Source organism: Desulfuromusa ferrireducens (assembly GCF_055389805.1).
The window spans coordinates 3,293,354-3,316,526 of record NZ_AP042415.1; the positions used below are offsets into that span (position 1 = coordinate 3,293,354).

The window sequence follows — 23,173 nt, forward strand, 5'->3', positions numbered from 1 at the left end:
TCGCGACGCATTGAGATTGACGGGATGTGGCGCAGTCTGGTAGCGCACTTGACTGGGGGTCAAGGGGCCGGAAGTTCGAATCTTCTCATCCCGACCATTACAATGTAAAAAAGCCGATTCCTGATAAAGGAGTCGGCTTTTTTTATTATTAGTTTTCTGCCGAAACGGCTATTTTGTTTTTTATTGTAAGGAGCAATTTATATGGTACAGCAAAAACTCAGTCGTCTCGGCCGCACCGAACTCCATATTTCACGCCTTGTTTTCGGATCCTTACCGCTCGGGCCGCTGCAGGCCGATCTAAGCCCGGAGCAGGGTGGTGAATTGATTCGGCATGCGCTTGATCTCGGTGTCAATATGATCGACACCGCTGAACTGTACGGTACCTACACACATATCCGTGAAGCTTTGCGTGGTGTCAAAAAGAAGGTTCATGTGGTCAGTAAAACTCATGCGACCACGGCCGAAGATGCCCGCAAGCACGTTGAAAGGGCGCTACGCGAGATGGATCTGCCCAAGCTCGACGTTGTTCACCTGCACGGCGCACGCCTGGATAATCCATTTGTTGATCGCGCAGCGGTGTTTGCTGAAATGCAAAAGATGAAGCAGGAAGGAATGATCGATTTCCTCGGACTCTCCACTCACTTTATTTGTGCGGTGCGTTTAGCCGCAGTTCATCCCGACATCGATGTCATTCACCCTCTGATCAATCGCACCGGAATGGGCATTCTTGATGGCAGTGCGGCCGATATGGCGGCAGCGATTGCTTTTGCCGCCGGCAACGATAAGGGCATTTATGGCATGAAGGCGCTCGCTGGCGGAAATCTGATAAAAGAAGCACGCGCCAGCCTACGCTATGTCCTGGATCTTCAGGGCATGCATGGCTTAGCCGTGGGCATGTTATCCAAGGAAGAAATCGAAGGAAATTTCATCCTGGTCAACAGCGGTCAGGCCGAAGCTTCGCTCTGGGATGAACTGGAAAAGCGCGAACGAAAAATCCAGATCATGGAACAGTTCTGCAAAGGCTGTGGCGTCTGTGTGCCTGCCTGTACCAATAATTGCCTCTTTCTGGAAGGTGATAAGGCCAGGATTAAGCGGGAAGACTGCATCCTCTGTGGTTACTGTGCCGCCGCCTGTCCGGAATTCATGATTCGTGTCGTTTAGTCGGGTGGAGTGTTTAATGTCTTATCGGAAGCGTTTATCGAGTGATTTTGCCGAACTTGAGCAGTTCGGCGCGTTGGAAACAGGTGGTTTTAGCAGAATAGCATTCTCACCGGAGGATTTAGCTGCCCGAACCTGGTTGCAGGGGGCGATGGAAAAAGCCGGTTTAGAGGTTTCCGTAGATGCTATCGGTAATATTCGCGGACGCCGTCAAGGCTTAAGTGACCTGCCACCGGTGATGCTCGGATCCCACCTTGACACTGTCCCCGAGGGCGGAAACTACGACGGTTCGGTCGGCGTTCTCGCCGCCCTTGAAGTTGTTCGGATTCTCAATGACCGTAATTTTGTCACAAATCGGCCGCTGGAAGTCATCAATTTTTCCGCCGAAGAATCGAGCCGCTTTGGTGTGGCCACAATCGGCAGTAAAGCCTTAACCGGAAAGTTGGATCTGCCATCCACGAAAAAACTTGTCGACAACGAAGGCTCATCCCTCTACGAAACACTTCTAAAAAGTGGCTATCATCCTGATGCTATTGACAGGTGCTCGCTACATCCCGGCCAAGTCCATGCCTTTTTGGAACTTCATATTGAGCAAGGTCCAGTCCTTGAGAAAAAGGGCTGTCCGATTGGTATCGTTATCGCAATCGCCGCCCCGACCCGCTTAAAGGTCTTCATTGATGGCCGCGCTGATCATTCTGGGAATACCCCTATGGATATGCGCAAGGATGCCCTTGCTGGGGCCAGCGAGCTGATTCTAGGGGTCGAACACATAACCTCCGTCCAGCCTGAAAAAAAGACTGTCGGCACCGTCGGTTACATCAATGTAAGCCCTGGATCGATGAACGTCGTTCCCGGACGGGTTGAACTTGGCATTGATATCCGCGATGTTGATCAGGATGACAAATCAAGCGCAGTAAACGCCATCCTCAGCCTTATGTCGCAGATTGCTGACAAGAGGGGACTCACCATCACTTTTGAACAGTTGTGTGATGACAGCCCAGTGTCTCTTTCCACAAAAGTTTTAAACCTGCTGAAGGACTCGGCGACCAGCGCCGGACTTCCTTATCTATTGATGCCAAGTGGAGCCGGCCATGATGCGATGAACATGGCTCGGATTACCGATGCGGGTATGATCTTTATCCCGAGTGTCGGTGGTGTCAGTCACAATATAGAGGAGTTCAGTTGCATTGAGGATATCTGCAATGGCACAAAGGTTCTTCTAGAGGCAGTACTCCGGTTGGCAGACGGCGAAATGTAGTTTATGACATCGTTGCTGCGCTAAGCGAATGCGGTTGTTGCGTCGTATATTGCCTCCAGATTATCTTTGAGAAAGGGTATGTCGCACCCGGCCTAAAGGAGGGCAGAGAAATAATCTATGACTGAATCAGACAACAAATATATCCTTACGGCTGAAGATGGACGATCTCGCTGTTGGTGGGGCCATGAACCTCTTGTCTACCGTAAATATCATGATCAAGAGTGGGGGCGCCCAGTTGCTGATGACATCAGACTCTTTGAGAAAATTTGCCTAGAGGGATTCCAGTCTGGGCTCTCCTGGCTGACCATTCTGCGGAAACGGGAAAATTTTCGCGAGGCGTTCGCTGGTTTCGACTTTAACAAGATTGCTGAATTCGATGATGAGGATGTTGCCTGTCTGCTGCAAAATGCAGGCATCGTTCGCCATCGCGGCAAAATAGAGGCGACCATCAATAATGCCCATCGGGCTATCGAGATCGTTGCTGAGTTCGGCAGTCTTGCAGGTTATATCTGGGGGTGGGAGCCTGAATCCCGTGAACCCGGAATCGGAAAAAATGACGACAATGTCCAAATTCCGAGTATCACCAAGACATCTCAGTTGTTAAGTAAAGATCTGAAAAAACGCGGTTGGAAGTTCTTTGGACCAACCACCGCATATGCATTCATGCAGGCGATGGGCTTGGTGAATGATCATATGGAGGGCTGCGCTATCCGAGAACTCGTGGAACGTGCGCGAAGAGAATTTACGCCTCCTTGCTAGAGGTAGCAAGACAACCAGATGACAGGATTTCTCTCCATGCAATAGGCCAGAAAGCTGGTCCTACTGTCATAGCGGACCTCCGGCAAAGCAAACCGGCAGCTCCATGGCAGCCACGCTGTCAGCAATTGAACGCCTTGGCTATTTGATCCAGATCGATACCATCTCGATTAATTGATTGCCGATAAGCAGGTTCGAATACTGGTCTCACGCTGCCGCCTACCTGCCGATGCGCGACTACCGTTTCAGCTTGCCCTGAAAGCAGGCCATATCCGGCTACACAGAACTTCCCCTGCTATCTCTTTCCCGGTGTTGGAAACTGTGGATAAGCGGATATCCGCGCATCCCGGCAAAATGCCTCTGGATGTATGAGGCCTATGTTGATCTGGTAATTGCAAATGACCACCGCCATCTCAAAAAGTAGGGCAAAGGGAAGTGCAAGCCAAGAACAAAAAAACGCCTCAACATCGAGGCGTTTTTTTGCAGGTTTTTAGCGAACTTTTCCTTGATCAGGCGGTCATCGGTTTGCGTGGTAGGTGCGGTAGAGGCGCAGGGTGTTGCGCATGCACATTGCCACGGTCGCCGGGCCGACCCGGGGGATGAACAGTTCGGCGGCTTCTTCCGCCTCGGGAGTGAAATTCTTGATGGTGGCGAAGTTGAGGCAGATGGTGTGCGGGGAGAGCTCTTCGGCCTCGATCTTGGGGAAGGCCTTGGAAGGAACCCCGGTGATCACCATATCCGACGCTTTGAGGGCGTCGCCCCGGGAGATAGAAATCTCTCTGGCCTGTCCGTCCTCATAGAGAAGGGGGCCGAACTCATCGAAGGAGTAGACCCTTGCGCCGTCGTTCGACATCATGACCGCCAGAGGGCGGCCAACCACTTCGCTGCGGTTGAAGATGGTCACCGTCTTGTGCTCCGCCGGACGAGTGCCGCTGCCACCGTAGGCCCCGTTGGCCTCGAGGACTTTCAGTGTTGCCAGGGCGGTGCAGGGAACCACTGCCTTACCGGCAATCTCGGCCTCGTCGATGATCCGCTCGTTCTCGTAGAGTTTGCGGATCCAGAAGGAATGCAGTCCCTCGATGTCCTTGCGGTAATCAACCACGTCCTTCAGGTAGCGGTCCTGCTCGTTGCCGAAGATCGGGTAATAGATCATGATGCCGTGGACGGAAGGGTCCTCGTTGGCCTCGACGATCGCTTGCTCCAGCTCGAGCCGGCCACTGGTGCGCAGTTCGTAGGCGATCCCCAGCTCTTCGCAGGCACTCTTGGTATATTCGGCGTAGGTGAGGGAGGGGCCGTAGTCCCCGGCGAGAAAGCCGACGACCTTGAGTTGGGTGCCAAGGGCCCGAATCTCCTGCCTGATCTCCGCACGGTAGCGCGCAGCGACGACTCTAGGTAGTACCAGCATGGGCATCTCCTTTTCTGGTAGGCGTACCGACGAAGAAAAAAACAGGAGGCTGCCGAGCCGCGACCTGCCGTTTCTGAATGGTTCGAAATAGTTCAATAAAACAGAAGGTTGAGAAACTATCACATGGATTTTGGCGGGGCAACCATGTATACGCTTCCCAGAAATAACAACAGGGGCAGGTCAGATTAAATAACTTAAAACCACCATGTATTTTCAGAAACCAGCCACTTAGAAATAGTGTGACGAAATGAGCTTGCGCGCAGTGAAAAAATGCAGGGTTAAGGGGGGATCCGGCCTGAAATTGGCCATCAAAGGCAGGCCACTTTCCAATGTCGCGTGAAATCCTGTTAGCGGCACCGACTTGAAATCCAGAAGTTTTAACAGTACATTTCAATAACGGTTCAAGTCTTCCATATTATTAATTTACTGAAAAACTTCGAATGGTCGAAGGAGTTCCGTATGCCTTTCAATCCCGTCATTATTGTTGCCAAGGGAGAAAAGCCGGAATGGTACAAGGCCACCGCACACTATCTCCAGCGCGATACTCGTAAGGCCATTTGGCAGCTCCTGACCACTCTCATAGCCTATCTTCTCCTGCTGGCGGTGATGGTTCTGACCGTCCTCCAGAACTATTCTTACGGAATTACCCTTGCCCTTGGCGTGGTCGCGGCCGCCTTGTTGACGCGTATTTTCATCTTATTCCACGATTGTACCCACGGATCCCTTCTGCCTACACCTCGATGGAACAGGAATATCGGGTACCTTTGTGGCCTTCTGGTCTTCACAGCGTTTCATGACTGGCGGCGCAGTCACTCCGGGCATCACATCACTGCCGGCGACCTGGACCGGCGGGGCGTGGGTGACATTACAACCTTGACCGTCGAGGAATACCTGTCTGCACCGCCGTTACGGAAACTAGGCTACCGGTTGTATCGCCATCCCCTTGTTTTGCTTGGGCTTGGCCCTCTTTATTACTTCCTGCTGCGTAACCGTTATCCCTCTGCAGGGGCGAAGAAAACAGATTTTGTCAGTGTTATCATCACCAATCTGGCCCTTGTTGCGATCATTGTCGCAGCCAGCCTGACCATTGGAATTCGTATCTACCTGTTGGTCCAATTGCCGGTTCTGATGATGGCAGCAACGCTTGGCGTCTGGCTGTTCTACGTCCAGCATCAGTTCGATGGAGTTTACTGGGCGCGCCACGAAGAATGGGACCCCTGGCAGGTTGTCATGGGGGGAGCTTCATTTTACCCGCTGCCGAAACTCCTCCAATGGTTCACGGGAAACATCGGCTTTCATCATGTTCACCACATGCGCCCCGGCATACCGAACTACCGTCTGCAGGAGTGCCATGATGAAACGCCTGAATTCCAGGCCATTGAGCCGCTTACCCTGCGAAATAGCCTGCAATCATTACACTTGAATCTTTATGATGAGCGCACCCGGAAAATGGTCAGTTTTCAGTCGCTAAAGAGCCGTTAACGCAGAGGTTGGGACTCATTGAATGGCATCCATTTGAACTTAATTCCGATTTCACGTTCTATGGAGGGGCACTTGTCAGACATATTGGACTGGCTGCCGAAAGTTCATCTGCCTGTGTCTTCGAATTCAGGCTAGCAAAAAAATCAAGCAAAAGACTTGACCTCTTATTAGGGCCTGATAGAAGTAAAATTACATTATCAGTAATTCAGAAAATTCCAGCCCTTGTCATTTTAATGATGATGTAGATACGAACCATTAACTCAACTTGGAGGTAACAGCTGAAGACAGGATGATAAAATAGCAACCAAATTGAAACCTAAGCAACGGTGGAGGACTCTATGATCGCGAAACGTGAAGGCCGGCAATGCCAGTATCCTTGCAGCGGTTACAACCCGGAGTTCAATTCCGCCTGCATAAGGGTTCGCGAAGCCTACGGAAAATGTAGCGGCCCCTGTAGCGGCCCCTGCTACATCGTCAACTGCGCACACTATTCTATCGACTGCAAGACCGACAGCCGATAGGTGTCAGGGTCGCTGTCACAGCGAGCCACATCAAGATCAGAAAAATTCAACGTCCGATCTGTTGTATTATGGAAACTGGTGAGTCGTTAAAGACCAATAAGCGGGAAAACGACTCACCCCTTTAAACACTCAGAAGCCGCACGAATACTCAATCGGGTAGCTTTATTGCATTACGCCACTTTCTGTAAATAAGTATTCGATTAATGCAGCTACCTGAGAAACGGCCACGAAATGGTATTCGGGGCATTTTTCCTTCCCCTATGCAGAGGGTGACTTATCAGACCTTCGGATCCCATCAAAATTCCTATGGAGACATGGCCTTTTAGGCAGGAGTTTTACGAAATGAGCGACATGAGCTCGCTGGTCACACCGGCTGAGTTTTATAATCACGAGTCGAGTAAATTGGGTTGAGTGGTCTCGAACGTTCTAAATTTGTCCAATCTGTTGATCTAAAAACTATTCCAGAACAATATCCGAAGATTTCAATCTACCTGGCCGGGCAATGTAATTAGTCCTGATCTGTGCCCGGGAACAGGGTTTTCGTACAACTGAAATTTATGCGATTTTGCAGTGAATGCAGGTGAGACGTCAGTACCGGCACCGTCATCGATTCAAGAACTTTTCGGGTTGCCCCACCCAGCACCCATTCCCTCAGCCTGGAATGGCCGTAACCGCCCATGATAATGAGGTCTGCACTTAGGTCTGCTGCGCGAGAAAGGAGCACATTCCCTACATCCTTCCCGCGACATGCTCCGTCGACACCTCAACATGAACGCCATGGCATACGAGATAAGAAACGATATCCTCAACAGGTATGCGCCCCTGAGCGTCATGTTTAGGAGAAATTGCGATAAGATTGACGCTATCCGCACTCTTAAGCAGCGGGAGCGCATCGGTGATGGCTCGCATCGACTCGCGACTCGCATTCCAGGCGACTAGAATGCGACTACCTATACTGAGGAAACTACCTGCATAGGGGAGAATCAATACTGGCCGGCCGGCCGGCCGGCAGCCAGCACTAACTGCGCTGGGAAATCCTTGGTCACATTTGACACATCAGAAGAGTCCGTTTGGCCGACGATGACCAAATCAGCATATCGAGCCTGCATTGCTACCGCATTGACTGGAAAGTCGATAGTGGAACGCCATTCAGTATTTTTTAAACCCATGCTCGACGCCTGATTATTGTAAGCCATTTTGGTCCTGTTCATTTCCGCCGCCGCGGCCTTTTCCTGAGCTTCGCTGATCTCCAGACCAGCTTGTAATAAATAGCCAGGGATGATGAAAGGCTCCTGCGCGTAGAGCGCGACCAGGTGGGCACCATGTTGCTTGGCCATGCGGATAGCAACTGATTATAGATGTTCAGGATGGAGGATGAGATATGAGAAGAATTGATAGTATTCATGAGCCTGAAGAAGGAAGAAAATAAGGAAAAGAATTTATCAGATGGTGGCGGAAAGAGAACGTTTTTGTCGATTTTGAGTTAATCGAACCCTACCTGCAGTCGAAGGAAAAAGTGCCGAGATAGAAAACTTCAAACTGCTCGATAAAGAAGAATTGTAGACAATTCTTACCCGCTTGAAGCCAGCGGGGCTACGCCGCCATAAACCAAGAATGGTGAAATTATCGAATGGCAGCATTTCCAGTCCATTTTTCTGACCAAGAGGATTATCGCGAATAACTAGGCCGATCTACTGATTTCTTAGGACCGCAGCTGCATCCTCACAGCCTTTGGCTGAGACCACCTCATAACCTTCGTCTGCCACTTCTTCCGAATAGAACAAGCGTAACCCGGGTTCGTCGTCAACCATCAGAATTCTGGCCATGAAAACCCCTGTTAAAAGCCGCTGGAAATTATGATTATAGCAATCATAGCGGCTGCCATCTCTAGAAGTGGAATATACCTGCTTTGAATCGCCACGAGAATCCTAGACCCTCCCCACTTTCATAGAATGCTGCCTTGGACTACCCCCACTTAACTAGACACCTGCTGCCTGTTTTCAAACTTCTGCTCAAATGCTTCTGGGGTCATGCCGCCAAGATGGCTATGTCGCCGATTACGATTGTAGAACACTTCGATGTAATCAAAAACATCCATGCGTGCTTCGTCATGGTTTCTGTAACTCTGCTTACGAATGCGTTCCTTCTTTAGGCTGCTGAAAAAAGATTCCGCGACTGCATTATCATAACAATTACCACGCCGACTCATGCTGACTGACAAATTATGCTGTTCGCAGAATCGTGACCATTCATCGCTGCTGTATTGTGACCCTTGATCAGAGTGAAGAACGACCTGATTCTTGGGTTGTCTCCGCTAAACGGCCATCAGTAAAGCATCCAGCACCAGTTCCTTTTCAAGCGTTGCTTTCATTGACCAACCAACAACCTTACGGGCATATAAATCGAGAACCGTGGCGAGGTAAAGCCAACCCTGCCAAGTTCGAATGTAGGTGATGTCCGTCACCCATGCGGCGTTCGGGCTATCAACAGTAAATTGCTGCTCAAGTTGGTTTGGAACCGCCATGTGAGGCTTACTATAACGATACCTTGGTTTTTTATATCCACGCAAAGCTCGTATCTTATTTTTACGCATGATCTTGGCCACACGGTTGATGCCACAGCCTTTCCCTGCCTCCCTTAGATCCGCATAGACCCGGCGACTGCCATAGGTGCAGCCACTGGCCTCATAGGAGGCGCGAATCAGGCCAAGGAGCCGCAAATCCTCCTTGGCCCGGCCAGACACAGGCTTATGAGTCCAAGCGTAAAAGCCCGAGCGATGAATTTTCAGAGCCCGGCACATAGTTTTGATGCCAAAACTCTCGCGGTGCTCATCAATGAACGCGTACTTTACTCTGACTCCCTTGCAAAGTACGCGGCGGCCTTTTTTAGTATTTCACGCTCCTCCTGAGTTCGCCGAAGCTCAGCCTTGAGCTTAAGAATCTCCCGTTTGGCTTCCAGAAGTTCTTCGTCTTTGCTCTTTGTCGGAGATGGTTTTGCTGCCTGGACCCACTTGTACAAACTATGCGTCGATACCCCTAGTCGCTCGGATATCTCCTTGACGGAATAGCCTCGTTCCAGCACCTGGCGGATTGCTTCTTCTCGAAATTCCTTGGGATACTGCTGGTTGCTCATTGTCACCTCCGCAAAATCTAATTCTACCTTAGGAGGTGCCTAGCGTTTTGAGGGCAGTCCATCAGGAGGAACCGATGAGCAACCGACAGCGACGACATGCCAGCTTGGGCAATCTCTCCCCAGCGGCATATTGGAAGAAACTCATCAGGCGGCGGGGGGTTGCCTGACCATAATATGGTGTCCACTATTGCGGACCGACCTCAGTCCGACAAATCATCCGTATCAGAACAAATCTCATGCGCGATATTGGGGCCTGCATCTCACCCTTCAATAGCTTCTTGCTGCTGCAAGGGGTGGAGACCTTGACCTTGAGGATGGAACGCCACTGCAGCAATGCCTTGGCGGTTGCAAAGTTCCTGCAGAATCATGAGCAGGTGAACTGGGTGGTTTACCCCGGACTGAAAAACCACCCTAGCCACGAACTCGCAAAGTGCTATTTGAAAAATGGCTTTGGTGCCATCGTCGGGTTTGGGATCAAAGGCGGCCTTGAGCAAGGCAAGCAATTCATCAATAATCTGAAACTGTTCAGCCATCTGGCAAACATCGGTGATGCCAAAAGCCTAGCAATCCATCCAGCGTCGACAACCCATGCCCAGTTGACCGAAGAAGAACAAGCGGCTGCCGGGGTTGGTCTAGATTTTGTGCGGCTTTCGATCGGCATTGAACACATCAACGATTTGTTCAATGATCTGAATCAAGCTCTTGCAGGTTAATTAAATCACTATGCAATTTCATACATTCAGTCTGTTTTTGCTCACGGTCCTTACTCTGATAGTTACTCCGGGACCGGATATGCTTTACGTGGCGGGACGTTCTTTATCTGAAGGCCGAAATGCCGCAATATTATCAGCGCTAGGAGTCGCCATCGGCTACGCCGGACACACCTTACTGGTAACTTTGGGGCTGGCTTCAGTCCTTGCCGCCTCTCCCACGGTATTCAGAGCCATTCAGATGGGTGGGGCCGCCTATTTGATTTTTCTCGCTTTGTCGCTGTTCCGCTCCAGTGGGGCGAGCTTCACAGCTGAAATTCCTAAGAAATCGTCATCTGGGTTGCTGATCAGGCAAGGGGTTCTGACCAGCATTTTAAATCCGAAGGGGCTCTTGTTCTATTTTGCATTGCTCCCCCAGTTCTGTACACCAGGGACAATTTCTGTGGCAACGCAGATGCTGGTCTTCGGGTTTGTTACCAGTCTTCTCTGCTTCACGATTTATTGTTTGGTCGGTTTAGCGGTTTCAAAAGCAGGCAACGCCTTCGCGAAAAATGCAACTTTACAGCGATTTCTCCCAAAACTATCAGGCAGTATTCTTCTCGCCCTTGGCATCTATATGCTGAGTCCTCTGCAGAGGTAATGAGTTCATCGATATTGTTCTGAACGTCATAAACCGCTATGTTTCCTCGGCGTAAACAACTAAGTAAAATTCTAAAGTCATGTCTATGACTCTATCTACCATTTTGGGGCTGGTATCCACCTCGACTACCCGCCGAGTGTCTCACAATCCACCATAAATCAGAAAAACCTCTGAGATAATCTTCTTTTCCATTCTACCCAGAGTTCAGGGGGGGGACATGATATCAATTTTAATGTAATGTCATACCTATACAGTTAAAAACTGAGATATGGACGCACAAATTCCATTGGCTCCCGAATCAAACATTTAAGTGAAAATACTTCAACCGTATGTTCGGTACCATACTTACAAGCATAGTCACATTCCTTCATCTGTACGTCTTCAGGCGCGCCAGTAGTATTCCGCTGCTCACGCGCCGCATGCCAAAACGGCATATTGCCTTGACTGGCGTCGTGATGTGGGGGCTGTTCGTAATTGGCCGTTTTTACGGTCACGACAACCCTGGTCTTCTGGCTGGCACACTGGAACATCTCTCGATGAATTGGATGGCGACATTGTTTCTGTGCGCCGTGTGTCTTCTGGTTGTTGATCTGTTCACCGGCTTCGGTTGGTTGTGGTCACGCCAGGTTGCTTGTTTGCGTGGCCTCGGTTTAATCGTTGGCCTGGTGTTGGCAATTATCGCTCTGGTGCAGGGGATGCGGCCACCGGTAGTGAATAACTATGAGGTTGCTCTCAAGGGATTGCCCAAGCAACTGGAAGGGACGGTGATTGTTGTCGTCTCCGACCTGCACCTTGGGTCCCGACTCGATGAGAAATGGCTTGCGGTCCGCTTGACGCAGATAGAAGCGGCCCAGCCCGATCTGATTTTTTTACTGGGTGATATCTACGAGGGCCACAGCGACCCCTTACCGGGCCTGCATGCTGTGCTTGCGCAACTTAAAGCACCGCTCGGAGTCTGGGCTGTGTTGGGTAACCATGAATTTCACCGCAGTGGAGATTCAAAGGCAGGCGTCTTTCCCGGCAATGGCTTCACTGTACTGAGAAACAGCTGGGCCGAAGTCGACCCAGGTTTGGTTCTGGTCGGAGTCGATGATCTAACCAGGGGCCAGCGAAACGGCAACGGTCGCGAGAAGTTACGTCAGGCTCTGGCCGGACGACCAAAGGGGCCGACGATTCTGCTGTCGCACAGCCCCCTGTATGACGACGTGGCAGCCGGGGACGGAGTCGATCTTATGCTCTCTGGACATACCCACGGCGGCCAGATATGGCCATTTGATTACCTAGTGCAGCAGCGCTACCCGTTACTCGAGGGCCGTTACCAGACAGATGACATGACTGTAGTGGTCTGCCGTGGCACGGGCACCTGGGGGCCGCGCATGCGTCTGTGGACTCCTGGTGAAATTTTGAGAGTGACGTTACGGCAGCCGGCGGGACGTTCATAAGATCATAAGTTTCCTCGCAGCAAGCCTAGAGATCAAAACTGTTTCCCATAACCCACCCCTTTAAATACGCGAATCGCCCATGATTACCACATTATGTGCGATTCCTGCTTTGGTACATCTACAAAACTCAGGATTTTTGCCGATCAAGATTTGTGTAATTCAGGACCGCGGCTTCAGGTAAAAACCACCCTTGCTCAATGTCCAATAAATCGATACTTTATACGATTCTCCCGTTTCTGATGGCACTAAAACTGGGTAGGTTGCACTGGCCTGCGCTGCTCCAGATTATATTTTACACAAGCAGTAAAACCCATATCCTGGGATCACCAGACTGTTTTTGAAAATATTAGGGCTTTCACCGTGATACAAGGCCAACAGTGGTTGGTATTGCGCCACCCAGGTCCCTAGGTCTTCCAGATTGAGGTGCAACGGTTTGTTGCTGTTCAGTTCCTGTTGCCAATTGAGATGACCGCTGATCGGTTCGGTTTTTCAGGGAATGCCTGCTATTTCAAACAGTTCATTTCCATTTGGTTGAACGCTGATTGTTCGACTCAGTAAACTCTGAAAACAACCAAGAAGGCCGCCAGCAACAGCAGGCTAACTAAAACCGCAACCGTCCAGCCACGTGTGAGCCTTTTTTGCTTTTCGAGTTGATGGGCGTGCTGACAAATGTGCTCCCAGATCTCCGACAGCTCTGTCCCTCGGGGAATTTTATGCAGAATTCCGAGCACCTCCTGCGGAGAGACCAGGATGATCTGCTGCTGGCACTTCATTTGTAGATACACGCCCTGCCGCAGAACGTTTATTGTTGAAGGATCGCAGCCGAGACGGAATAATTCGCTACGCACCTTCAAGGTGGATTCTTCGGCACGCTTGGCCATCTCTGCGATTGCGTAAATACTCACCGGACCGGTCACAGGTTCTCCTATTCCATTCTCTTTGGCGTGCGTTTTGTTGTCACTAGCGCTACGGGGTGTCAATGTCACCATCGATAATCAGCAAATCCATGGATGCCATCCGGGCCTGTTCGACAATCTTGTCGAGCGAATGGGCATTGGTAAATGTTCGGTCCGGCGACCAGAGCAACACCTCGAACAGCTCGCCAACTTTCCTCCGCTGCCCACCATAAAGGATGCTACGAATTGCTCTCGTCCGCCAAAGTTTTGAACCAAACGTTCATACTTTCCAGGCTGCCGCCGATCTGAGTGTTTTTCACCAGTGTTCCGCCAAACTGATACCCGTTCTGAGCAAAGCAGATATTCATCCCGTAGGAAGTTGCCCTGGCGATGGTGTAACCGTTTTTGATATCTAACAATTGCAACTCTTTTTCCAGATATTGAAGTAGCCGGTTGGCCAGCCCATACCCTCGCCAATCGGGATGGGTGGCAAAATCGGTCAGTTCCGCGTTGCTGTTGTGATGATCAATCTCTGCTGAGGCCAGCGCCAACAACTGCTCTCCTTTCCAGATCCCGGCATAAAGGACGTTTTTGGCCATGGTCGCGTAAAGGTATTCGGGATCATTGATCGGAAAGGGGTAGCTGGCAAAGGTTTGCCGATACAGATCCGCCATCTGCCGACAATCGGCAGGGCTCGCTAAGCGACAGGCACATCCAGCAGAAAGAGGCACCGAATGATGATGTTCGGCTTTCAGATAAGCGGCTTCAAGCACTTTATTGACCAGATCTGCATCAGGGTCGATACGCCGATCCTCATGGTAGTAGCGAGACATGAACAGGCCGTCTTCCTCGCCCTTAAACAAGCCGGGAACCTTTGCCTCAAGGAGATATCCGTCAGCGAAAAAATCGTCCTGCAGGGAACTCGGAATCTTGATGAAAGATTTTGAGTAGCTATGCAGAGCCGCAAGGTTGTTAATCTTGGTCACGATTTCCGGCACATCGGATCGATCCAACTTCATCAGGTAGATCCGGTCATTTTGTGGCCCATGCTGAACAATTGAACTGCCGAACTCTTCGATCAAATCACTGGTCATCTCTTCGCTCCATACGCGAGTTGTTCTCTGGGGTGAGGCTGATCGTCTCATCGTAATCGGACAGCAATTTTTCAATACCGATGAAATCCGCTTCCTCGCCATCCTCAAGCATCAATTCGAGATCACAACTGGCACATTCTCGGTCACAGAATTTCTGTTTGTAGCTATCGGGTTCTTGGTATGTCGCGATGACCCCCTCGTAGTTGCGTAACACCACCTTGTTTGTCGACAGGGAGATCAGGTAATTCGGGGTCACCGGAATCTTGCCGCCGCCACCGGGGGCATCGATGACATAGGTTGGCACGGCAAAGCCACTGGTATGACCAATCAGGCTCTCCATGATTTCAACTCCTTTGCCAACCGGAGTTCGAAAATGCGCCAGACCTTCAGACAGATCACACTGATAGAGGTAGTAGGGACGAACCCGGTTCGCCACCAGCTTGTGCACCAGTGACTTGATGATTCTTTGACAGTCGTTGATGCCAGCCAGGAGAACTGACTGGTTACCGAGGGGGATTCCAGCATCCGCAAGTTTGCGCAACGCCTTTTTCGAAGAGCTGGTCACTTCGCGAGGATGGTTGAAGTGGGTGTTAATCCACAGCGGCTGATGTTTCTTCAACATCTCGACCAGTTCATCGGTAATTCTATAGGGCAAAACCACCGGCATCCTTGAACCGATTCGAATGATCTGCACATGCTCAATCTGGCGCAGTTCGGTGAGGATCCAGTCAAGGTAAGCATCATTAAGCATCAGCGGATCACCGCCGGAGAGCAGGACGTCCCGTACTTCTGGCCTGCTGCGGATATAATCGAGACCTTGCCGAATCTGGTTTCGATCGGGGATGGAATCGATATCTCCGACTTTGCGCTTGCGAGTGCAGTGTCGACAATACATGGCGCAAACGTTACTGACATGAAACAGCACCCGGTCAGGGTAACGGTGCGTAATTCCAGGAACCGGGCTATCCCGCTCCTCGGCCAAAGGGTCGGCCATGTCACATTTTTCAATCACCAGCTCTTGCGGGTCCGGAAATGCTTGGCGGAAAACCGGATCGTTACGGAAGTTTTTGCGATCAATCAGCGAAAGATAATAAGGGGTGATTGAGAGTGGAAACTTTTTCAGCGTCAGCGCGATTTTACGTCTCTCCAAAGCGTCAAGCTCGACGCCGAGAAGTTTCTCGAAGGTTTCAACCCTGGTGACAGAATGCTTTAGCTGCCAAAGCCAATCGGTCCATTTGGATGCAGCAACCTGATCATCACGACTTAAATATTCAGCAATTTTTTGTTGGTTATTTGAATAGATACTCATAGACAGCTCCTTGCGCCTTAAAAAAACAGCTATACACCTGATTGTGCTGCTTGTTTTAACGTGGCTTGGAAGTTATGTTTTGCCGCGAATTTTGCGGCGTAGATCAAAAGATGTTGGGCCGAGCAGTTTTTCCTGGATAGACGCCCCTTAAGTGGGACCCATTTGGAATACTCCCTGGTCGATAATTCTCGACCTTGAATATTAGTTCGCAACTTAATGATTCGTACACGAATGATATTCACATAATGCGACCAGTCTGTCAAGTTGCGAAAAAATCGAGAGAAAGTTACTTTTCGGGGGTTAAGGAACCTGTTTCCAAAAGCGGAGCGGCACCAATGTGGCGGGCTTCCATCAGGTCAACCAACTTCTCTAGGGACAGCACAATGGCAACTTGTTCAATTTCCGGAAGCTCCATCAGAGCGCTTGACAGGGTGTCTTGCAGGAGGGAGGGAGCAGCCTCAATCAGTTGCTGTCCGGCAGCGGTGATCGAAATATAAACTTGGCGGCGGTCTTTGTTGTCACGGTTACGTTCAACCCATTTCTTTTCTTCGAGACGGTCGATAATTCCAACAACAGTGCTCGGGCTCAGATAAACTTTTTTCGCCAAATTCGCACTGGTCAAGGGCCCCTCTTCTTTGATCGTCAACAGACATGCCAGTTGCGGGCCGGTTATTTTATGCTGGGTAGCCAGTTTATGCGAATGGATATCAACCGCACGGATAATGCGGCGAAGTGTCTGAAGGACACGCAGATCATAACTCCCCTTGGGAACCTCTGGATCACTATCGACATTTCTTTCCGTTGTATCCATCAACACCTCTTTTCGTCTCAATTGTCCGCCATCTTAAAAGCAGAAGCCCTTCCTGACAACCCTGATTCAGCGGTCTAACAAGATCTCAGGTATCCGATCAATAGATTTTTCGGCGCGAAAAGGTCGATCCGAGCACGTTAAAGGTGTTTTCGACAATAAACAGAGCATACTCGTCAGTAGTAAAAACAATCTCTTCGAGTCTTTTAAGCTGGATATTGTTAATAACCACCATCAACATCGTCCGTTGCTGTTTCTGATAAGCTCCGACCGCCGGAACCATGGTTGTGCCGATCTTCAAATGACTCATCACCTGCTCGGCGATCGCCTCTGGCTGGGAAGAGACAATAAACACCAGTTTTCGCTGGTTAAACATCGATAGGCAGTAGTCGATCGTGACCGAACAGACAAAGACCGCAATCATCGAAGCGATCACCAGGTCATTATCAAAGCTGACAAAACTGACAGAAAACAACACCAAGTTGAACAGGAAGTAAAGCTTGCCCATTCCGATGTTATATTTCTGGCTCAAAATAACCGCAACGACATCAAGGCCACCATTCGATCCGAGCGACCGCAGTACCATTCCCGCCCCGGCCCCTAGCAGGACCCCGAAAACCAGTGCAGAGTAAAGCTGATTGCCGATATTGAAATCGATATCAACAACTTGATAGAAGAAAGTCAGCGAGGCCATCGCCAAGGCGCTGTACCCTAGAAACCGGCGCGAGATATACAGGTAGCCAAGAATAAACATCGGAATGTTTAGCAGCAGATAGAACAGACCCGGGTTGATCCAATCAGTCAGGTAGTAGAGCAGCGTGGCCACCCCGAACAAGCCGCCCGGGACAAACTGATGCGGTATCGCCACCGACTTAAGGGCAATCGCCTGGATTAATGAGCCTAAAATGATCAGCCCACTGTTCCAGAATAACGAATAAACAAAACTGCTTTTTTCTTGAGACATTAAAGCTCCCCGTATTTATGACAACTATGGTGCAAAACGAGTGGGAGCTTGCGCTATTTAGCACCAGTCGTCAACCTAGGGGGCTTGTCCCAATAAGGATCTCCGGATCCTAAGGGCCAAACCTATTTCCGGGGATTTTCAAGATAAGCGGGCGCATGGCAGATGACCGCACGCGAATCTCGTTCATAGGGCTAGCTAACCAAAGCGATAAAGACTTTGTCCTGCTCTATATAACTCCACCGGGCCATCTTCCGACACCTTGACCACACACCCATAATGGGAGGCCGATGTCGCAGCAGTCGTTCGCCCTCCGCCAGTCACCAGATCGCCGACCTTGGAGGTATCGACAATCACGCCGGTATCAAGCAACTCTCCTCGGCGGTTGATGACCGTCAGCCCATCAGATGAAAGAATCCGGATCAACTCTCCCGATCGCTTTAAGGCGCCAATTTTCTTACCCCGGACATGTCGTATCAACGCCCGGCTTAGGGGGTCTCGCCCACCGACAGAACCTTTGCGCAAAACATCCAGGTCGGTACCATCGTCCGCCACCAAAACAACCGTCCCGTGCCGAGAGTTGGAGAGAGCATAAACGGTCCAGGCCAAGTGCTCGATAGAACGTTTGTCGAGCCGCCCGCTCAAAAACTCCCGCATGATATCTGGATCGTAAAGCCCCCAGTAGCCCTTACGCCACACCAGCATCTGGTCGGTATCGAGCACGATCTCGACTTCTGACGACGTGTTGACATAGATCGCAAAGGAACCTTCTCCCGCGCTGGAGAGCAGATTCAGGGTTCTGCGATGCGCAAACTGCTCGATCTGATCTCCCGGACCTGGAGAATTCAGCCCTATCGTTCCTTTGATATTCATCCGAATATCGCCAACGAACAACGATCGGTGACCATCAACCAGTCGATAAGAGAGTGGATTACGAAAAAAATCTGCGTAAATCCTGCGCCGGTCCTCACCCAGATCAAGCCAATCGTAGTGCGTCTTTTTCAAGTCTGCGAGAAAATCATCCAACTGACTTCGACAAATCAGAAAGCCGGTTGTTGCCGGGGTACCTTCATAGCGTTGGTATGACAGACTTTTGAGCAACTAGATCACACTCTGCGCCGGCCAGAAAAACCCTTTGCGCTCGGCGCGAATTAATAGTTGACGCCGCCAATTTCGACAGCTAATAAAAACTCAGCATCGCTCTGCCGGCTTGAGGGGCAATTCATTTTCATCGCATGCAATGAGTGCGACCTTAGCTCCACTCAAAAAAATCCGCACACTGCCCTCAATGGCATTAAAAGCTGATTTCGGCATCACTAATCCTAGTAGGACAAATATTTGATCACAGTTACGATCAATAAAGATGAGGAATTACTCACCGACGATTCGCACAAAAAGCTATTCCCTGGCCTGTTCAAGTGCCTATTTGTTGAGTGTCAGCGATGTTGTGGCACTAAAATCCGTTATCGATGTCCTGGCACTCAACAACTAAACAAAAGAGCAGGGTGCACTTACGATAAACACATAGCTCAGCGTCGGTTCCTTTCTGCGACCATTTAGTCATTCTCTTATATCATGAAGCTTCAGTTTACCTATTGGTAGAGCAATTACTTTGACCGCTACAATCACCAGCGGCCTCATTCCAGTCTGGACGACTGAACACCGGATGAGGCATATTGGCAAAAACCGGCAAAACTACGCCGGTCCGGTCACCAAACTGGCGGCATAACCATGAAGGCTTTCCACCTTATTTCCGCCGTCGACCTGTCCGATCAACCGGGACCACCTCTGTGCTCTTGGCTTTTTCCAATCAGTGCTGCTCGGACTTGCGCCCGGTCATATACTTGGAGGCATCTTGTCAACATTATTATCAAATTCCGTTTTTCTGCTGTTTGCGATTATCATTATTGGTGAGGCTCTTGGTCACCTTCGGGTCAAGTCTTTTTCCTTCGGTTCTGCGGCAATAATATTTGTTGCCATGGCCTTTGGCCACTTCGGCTATACCCTGCCAGCTGAATTCCAGACTCTCGGGCTGGTCCTTTTTATCTATTCTGTTGCAGTAACCGCTGGCCCGGGATTTTTTACTTCATTCAAAAAGCAGGGTATTAATCTCGCCATTGGTGCCCTAACTATTATCGTCGTTGCCGGACTGATGACAGTATTGTGTAGCTGGTTGTTCGGTTTTGATGCTTCCACCGGAGCAGGTCTGTTTGCCGGGGCCCTGACCAGCTCTCCTGGCCTGGCTGTCGCTGTTGAGGCTGTTGAAGGTAATGCTGCCGCTGCCTATGGTGTGACCTACGCCGGTGGCATCATCAGTGTGATTGTCTTTGTTAATCTCCTTCCCAGCATTCTCCGAATCGATATCAAGAATGAAGAAATCAGTCTTGGCAAGGAGAGAACCGAGAACAATCCACCCTTTACCTTTCACCATGTCGAGGTGACAAACACCAATTTATTTGGAAAGAAAATAATCGATCTGAAACTTAAAGAGATAGCTCCTGTCGTTCTGACTCGGTTGCTACGGAAAGATGCAAAGGAACCAATACTGGTGACAGGTGAAACTATTCTTTGTGCAGGAGATAAACTCAGAATTGCCGGTCGAGAAAAGGATTTATCGCGAATTGAACTCTTTTTGGGAAAACCTGTTGCTGGAGAAATAGCCTTCAACAAGGTCCTGACCAAGAAGAAAATTGTTGTTTCCAAGCAAAGCGCAGCGGGGCACACTTTAGGCTTTTTGAACCTCAGGGAAACATTTGGCGTCCAGGCGACCCGTATTACCCGAAACGAGATGGATCTCCCCGCATCCGCCACCATAAAGCTCCATCTTGGTGACATCATTCATGTCGTTGGTGAAGAGGATGCTCTGAAAAATGTAAGTCGGATACTCGGCAATGATGTGAAGCAGACCTATAAGGTTAGCCTTCTTCCTATCCTGATAGGTCTCGTTGCCGGGTTTGTCATCGGCCAGATCCCCTTTAGCTTTCCCTTGCTCGGCCAGTTCTCCCTAGGGATTACCGGCGGGGTTTTGGTCTCAGGACTCATTCTCGGTTATCTCTACAAAACCGGTCCGTTTATCTGGGAAATGCCAACGACCGCTAATTCATTTTTAAGAGAGCTTGGTCTTATGTTCTTTTTAGCCACGGTTGGAACCAAGACCGGGGCGACCATCATTGAGACCGTAGCAGCCCAGGGAGCTGAACTGATTGTCGCTGGACTTGTCGTGACCATAGTTCCAATGATTGCTTGCGTCGCGATCTGTAAGTATGTCCTGAAAATCCCGTTTTTACGGATGCTTGGTGTTTTAACTGGCGGTATGACGAGTACCCCAGGGCTTGCAGCTATAAACTCGTACACCAAGTCATCTTACCCCTCTTCAGCTTACGCGACAGTCTATCCGGTCGGGCTAATTGGAATGATTGTCGCCACCAAGGTTCTTGTCTACATTTTTTCTCTCATGTAAGCAACGTCAGCATGAAATCAATATGGCCAGAAAGCTGGAGTTGCCCAAGGGCTCATACGTTGTTTTCGACCGTGGTTACACCGATTACGCCTGGCATCAGGAACCCTGCGAAGAGGATATCCGTTTCGTTGAGGCTGTAGAAAAACTATCCTATAAGTCATCCTCCATAGAACGTGAAAAGCCCATGATTACAAGATCATGGGCTTTTCTTGGAATAGGATACATATCGAACACTGATTTACTGGAAGTGGCGATATTCTGTTTGAATTGACAGAGAGTTTTTTGATTGCTGACATTGATGAAAAGATTGTGCTGTTTAACAGTTTAAAGGAGATGGGTATCAAGTTATCGATTGATGATTTTGGTACTGGCTACTTATCGCTTAACTATTTGTGTAAATTACCCGTAGACGAATTGAAAATTGATCGCAGTTTCACCATGGCGGTTACGCAAAACTCCAACAGGCGGGCGATCGTGTTGACCATTGTCTTTCTGGCGAAAAGTCCCAACTTGTCAACGGTCGCAGAAGGGATAGAATTAAATTCCGAACTGGAATTTATGCAGGAATTGAACTGTACTCAATTTCAAGGATTTCTGTTCAGTAAGGCGATCCCGACAGAGCAATTATCTGAAATGTTGGCGGCTACAATTTCTGAGTGATATCCGGGATAAAATTTATTGAATACTGTGGCTGATTGGGGTAGTTTCTGCGCTCTTAACGTTTGCTGGTCCTATAACCTCAAGGTTTCGGGACTTTTCACTTCGCCCATATCATTTCAACCTGTTTCCCATTATGATAACAAAATGACAAATATGAAAATTAAATGCCCCCGTTGTGGCACTGAGTCAGAATGGCAAGGAAATGCTTACCGTCCTTTTTGCTCGGAGAGGTGTCGTTTGGTCGACCTTGGCCGCTGGGCAAGTGAAGAATATGCAATTGATGGTGGCAAGGCCCCACAACACGACCGGGATGACGATCTCGAATTTTAGTTGTCCGCTGAAGGAGACCCCATGTATCACTTGACGATCCATACCCATTTTGCCGCTGCGCACAATTTACTCAATTATGATGGCGACTGTGAAAATCTGCATGGTCACAACTGGAAGGTTGAAGCGACGGTCACCACTGAAACCCTCGATACTTCCGGCCTCGGGATAGATTTTAAAATTCTTAAAAAACGCACCAATAACATTATGGATCGGCTCGATCATAAGTATCTTAATGATCTTGAACCGTTCAAAAATATCAGCCCATCATCTGAGCATATTTCCAAGTATGTCTACGATGAGCTGGTCATTGCACTGCAGGAATTTGATGTCTGCGTCGCCAAAATAACCGTTTGGGAATCCGATAATGCCTGTGCCAGTTACACCGCAAGCTGATCTAGTTGAGATCTTCTCCTCGATACAAGGGGAGGGGGTTTTAGTCGGTTGTCGTCAGGTGTTTATCCGTTTTGCCGGCTGTAATCTCGACTGTCGTTATTGTGACACCGATTTTGCTGCCGTCGAAGAATGCCAGTGTGAAGATCCTCCCGGTTCCGGGAAATTAACCGGGCTGGTCAATCCCATTAGCTTATCCTCGGTTCATGGGATGATCGATCGCTGGTGCGAACAGGCACCCGCAGCTCACCATTCTATTAGCCTGACCGGCGGTGAGCCACTGTCTCAGCATCAAATTTTGGCTGCCTGGTTGCCCGAATTGCGCAAATTGTTGCCAATCTATCTCGAGACCAATGGCACGCTGCCGGACGAACTTGAGCAGGTTCTGCCGCACATCGATTGGATTTCGATGGATATCAAACTTAATTCTCTGACCGGTCTGATTACCCGCTGGGAGGACCACCGACGGTTTTTGCGCCTGGCCAACCAGACCAATTGTTACGTAAAAATGGTGGTCTCCGATTCGACCCCTGATCTCGAAATCCAACTCGGTGCCGAGTTGGTTGCCGATGTCTCAGCTGATATTCCACTGATCCTGCAACCGGTGACAATTGGTGATAGAGGTGCCGTTTCAACCCAGCGACTTCTGGAGATGCAGAAGTTTGTTTCTGCGATTCATGGTAATGTCCGGGTCATCCCTCAAACCCATAGATTTATGGGTCTTCTCTAGTATCCCTTCATGTAATACCTGAACCGTTTCA

At 49.7% G+C, this 23,173-nt stretch carries 23 protein-coding genes, 1 tRNA gene and 4 pseudogenes; 16 read left to right on the forward strand and 12 right to left on the reverse strand.

The window, feature by feature from the left end; translation table 11 throughout:
• Positions 1-20 precede the first annotated feature (20 nt).
• From ACZ5PT_RS14790 to ACZ5PT_RS14810, 5 genes and pseudogenes are all read left to right on the forward strand, one after another.
• A tRNA-Pro gene (locus tag ACZ5PT_RS14790) sits at positions 21-97 on the forward strand.
• A gap of 104 nt (positions 98-201) precedes the next feature.
• Positions 202-1,161 carry an aldo/keto reductase gene (locus ACZ5PT_RS14795; RefSeq protein WP_464263800.1) on the forward strand — a complete coding sequence of 320 codons (960 nt, stop codon included), beginning with the start codon at positions 202-204 and terminating at the stop codon, positions 1,159-1,161.
• Between the two features lie 16 nt (positions 1,162-1,177).
• Complete coding sequence (locus ACZ5PT_RS14800; RefSeq protein ID WP_464263801.1) at positions 1,178-2,416, forward strand: M20 family metallo-hydrolase; 1,239 nt, start codon at positions 1,178-1,180, stop codon at positions 2,414-2,416.
• Positions 2,417-2,533: 117 nt separating this feature from the next.
• A complete protein-coding gene (locus ACZ5PT_RS14805; RefSeq protein ID WP_464263802.1) occupies positions 2,534-3,175 on the forward strand; it encodes a DNA-3-methyladenine glycosylase I in 642 nt (213 codons plus the stop codon).
• Between the two features lie 54 nt (positions 3,176-3,229).
• Positions 3,230-3,425, forward strand: a pseudogene (locus tag ACZ5PT_RS14810) (hypothetical protein); the annotation flags it as partial.
• Positions 3,426-3,689: 264 nt separating this feature from the next.
• Here the strand turns inward: ACZ5PT_RS14810 and ACZ5PT_RS14815 are convergent.
• Positions 3,690-4,577 carry a bifunctional methylenetetrahydrofolate dehydrogenase/methenyltetrahydrofolate cyclohydrolase gene (locus ACZ5PT_RS14815; RefSeq protein WP_464263803.1) on the reverse strand — a complete coding sequence of 296 codons (888 nt, stop codon included), beginning with the start codon at positions 4,575-4,577 and terminating at the stop codon, positions 3,690-3,692.
• 459 nt (positions 4,578-5,036) lie between these two features.
• On the opposite strand from ACZ5PT_RS14815, the gene ACZ5PT_RS14820 reads away from it, so the two are divergent.
• Entirely contained in the window at positions 5,037-6,059 is a 1,023-nt protein-coding gene (locus tag ACZ5PT_RS14820; RefSeq protein ID WP_464263804.1) for a fatty acid desaturase, read from the forward strand.
• A gap of 338 nt (positions 6,060-6,397) precedes the next feature.
• Positions 6,398-6,580, forward strand: a complete 183-nt coding sequence (locus ACZ5PT_RS14825) for a hypothetical protein (RefSeq protein ID WP_464263805.1) — start codon at positions 6,398-6,400, stop codon at positions 6,578-6,580.
• A 508-nt stretch (positions 6,581-7,088) separates the two neighbouring features.
• On the opposite strand, the pseudogene ACZ5PT_RS14830 reads toward ACZ5PT_RS14825, so the two are convergent.
• The 4 genes and pseudogenes from ACZ5PT_RS14830 to ACZ5PT_RS14845 form a co-directional block, all read right to left on the reverse strand.
• Positions 7,089-7,316, reverse strand: a pseudogene (locus ACZ5PT_RS14830) (universal stress protein); the annotation flags it as partial.
• A gap of 247 nt (positions 7,317-7,563) precedes the next feature.
• Positions 7,564-7,917 carry a hypothetical protein gene (locus tag ACZ5PT_RS14835; protein ID WP_464263806.1) on the reverse strand — a complete coding sequence of 118 codons (354 nt, stop codon included), beginning with the start codon at positions 7,915-7,917 and terminating at the stop codon, positions 7,564-7,566.
• A gap of 354 nt (positions 7,918-8,271) precedes the next feature.
• Positions 8,272-8,406, reverse strand: a complete 135-nt coding sequence (locus tag ACZ5PT_RS14840) for a response regulator (RefSeq protein ID WP_464263807.1) — start codon at positions 8,404-8,406, stop codon at positions 8,272-8,274.
• Between the two features lie 149 nt (positions 8,407-8,555).
• A pseudogene (locus tag ACZ5PT_RS14845) lies at positions 8,556-9,712 on the reverse strand (IS3 family transposase).
• A gap of 212 nt (positions 9,713-9,924) precedes the next feature.
• On the opposite strand from ACZ5PT_RS14845, the pseudogene ACZ5PT_RS14850 reads away from it, so the two are divergent.
• From ACZ5PT_RS14850 to ACZ5PT_RS14860, 3 genes and pseudogenes are all read left to right on the forward strand, one after another.
• A pseudogene (locus ACZ5PT_RS14850) lies at positions 9,925-10,425 on the forward strand (PLP-dependent transferase); the annotation flags it as partial.
• Between the two features lie 10 nt (positions 10,426-10,435).
• Positions 10,436-11,062, forward strand: a complete 627-nt coding sequence (locus ACZ5PT_RS14855; protein ID WP_464263808.1) for a LysE family translocator — start codon at positions 10,436-10,438, stop codon at positions 11,060-11,062.
• A gap of 419 nt (positions 11,063-11,481) precedes the next feature.
• Positions 11,482-12,504, forward strand: a complete 1,023-nt coding sequence (locus tag ACZ5PT_RS14860; protein ID WP_464263809.1) for a metallophosphoesterase — start codon at positions 11,482-11,484, stop codon at positions 12,502-12,504.
• Positions 12,505-13,055: 551 nt separating this feature from the next.
• Here the strand turns inward: ACZ5PT_RS14860 and ACZ5PT_RS14865 are convergent.
• The 7 genes from ACZ5PT_RS14865 to ACZ5PT_RS14895 form a co-directional block, all read right to left on the reverse strand.
• Positions 13,056-13,421, reverse strand: a complete 366-nt coding sequence (locus ACZ5PT_RS14865; protein ID WP_464263810.1) for a hypothetical protein — start codon at positions 13,419-13,421, stop codon at positions 13,056-13,058.
• A gap of 49 nt (positions 13,422-13,470) precedes the next feature.
• On the reverse strand, positions 13,471-13,593 hold the full coding sequence (locus ACZ5PT_RS14870; protein ID WP_464263811.1) for a hypothetical protein: 123 nt from the start codon (positions 13,591-13,593) through the stop codon (positions 13,471-13,473).
• A gap of 46 nt (positions 13,594-13,639) precedes the next feature.
• Positions 13,640-14,494, reverse strand: coding sequence for a putative beta-lysine N-acetyltransferase (gene ablB, locus ACZ5PT_RS14875; protein WP_464263812.1), 855 nt, complete (start codon positions 14,492-14,494; stop codon positions 13,640-13,642).
• Entirely contained in the window at positions 14,484-15,803 is a 1,320-nt protein-coding gene (gene kamA, locus ACZ5PT_RS14880) for a lysine 2,3-aminomutase (protein WP_464263813.1), read from the reverse strand. Before kamA ends, ablB begins: the two co-directional genes overlap by 11 nt.
• 286 nt (positions 15,804-16,089) lie before the next feature.
• Positions 16,090-16,614 carry a MarR family winged helix-turn-helix transcriptional regulator gene (locus ACZ5PT_RS14885; RefSeq protein ID WP_464263814.1) on the reverse strand — a complete coding sequence of 175 codons (525 nt, stop codon included), beginning with the start codon at positions 16,612-16,614 and terminating at the stop codon, positions 16,090-16,092.
• Between the two features lie 97 nt (positions 16,615-16,711).
• The gene (locus ACZ5PT_RS14890) at positions 16,712-17,575 is read right to left on the reverse strand and encodes a YitT family protein (RefSeq protein ID WP_464263815.1); all 864 of its coding nucleotides are present in this window, start codon (positions 17,573-17,575) and stop codon (positions 16,712-16,714) included.
• Between the two features lie 195 nt (positions 17,576-17,770).
• Positions 17,771-18,673, reverse strand: coding sequence for a hypothetical protein (locus ACZ5PT_RS14895; RefSeq protein WP_464263816.1), 903 nt, complete (start codon positions 18,671-18,673; stop codon positions 17,771-17,773).
• Positions 18,674-19,427: 754 nt separating this feature from the next.
• Between ACZ5PT_RS14895 and ACZ5PT_RS14900 the strand changes: the two genes are divergently transcribed.
• The 6 genes from ACZ5PT_RS14900 to ACZ5PT_RS14925 all read left to right on the forward strand — a co-directional run bounded on the left by ACZ5PT_RS14900 (position 19,428) and on the right by ACZ5PT_RS14925 (position 23,142).
• Entirely contained in the window at positions 19,428-21,032 is a 1,605-nt protein-coding gene (locus tag ACZ5PT_RS14900) for an aspartate:alanine exchanger family transporter (protein ID WP_464263817.1), read from the forward strand.
• A gap of 22 nt (positions 21,033-21,054) precedes the next feature.
• Positions 21,055-21,303: a hypothetical protein gene (locus ACZ5PT_RS14905; RefSeq protein ID WP_464263818.1), complete on the forward strand. Its 249-nt coding sequence runs from the start codon at positions 21,055-21,057 to the stop codon at positions 21,301-21,303.
• A gap of 11 nt (positions 21,304-21,314) precedes the next feature.
• Complete coding sequence (locus ACZ5PT_RS14910) at positions 21,315-21,692, forward strand: EAL domain-containing protein (RefSeq protein ID WP_464263819.1); 378 nt, start codon at positions 21,315-21,317, stop codon at positions 21,690-21,692.
• Positions 21,693-21,845: 153 nt separating this feature from the next.
• Positions 21,846-22,022 carry a DNA gyrase inhibitor YacG gene (locus tag ACZ5PT_RS14915; RefSeq protein WP_464266747.1) on the forward strand — a complete coding sequence of 59 codons (177 nt, stop codon included), beginning with the start codon at positions 21,846-21,848 and terminating at the stop codon, positions 22,020-22,022.
• Positions 22,023-22,043: 21 nt separating this feature from the next.
• Positions 22,044-22,415: a 6-carboxytetrahydropterin synthase QueD gene (queD, locus tag ACZ5PT_RS14920; RefSeq protein ID WP_464263820.1), complete on the forward strand. Its 372-nt coding sequence runs from the start codon at positions 22,044-22,046 to the stop codon at positions 22,413-22,415.
• Positions 22,387-23,142, forward strand: a complete 756-nt coding sequence (locus ACZ5PT_RS14925) for a 7-carboxy-7-deazaguanine synthase QueE (protein ID WP_464263821.1) — start codon at positions 22,387-22,389, stop codon at positions 23,140-23,142. The genes queD and ACZ5PT_RS14925 overlap by 29 nt, the downstream gene beginning before the upstream one ends.
• The last annotated feature ends 31 nt before the right edge of the window (positions 23,143-23,173 follow it).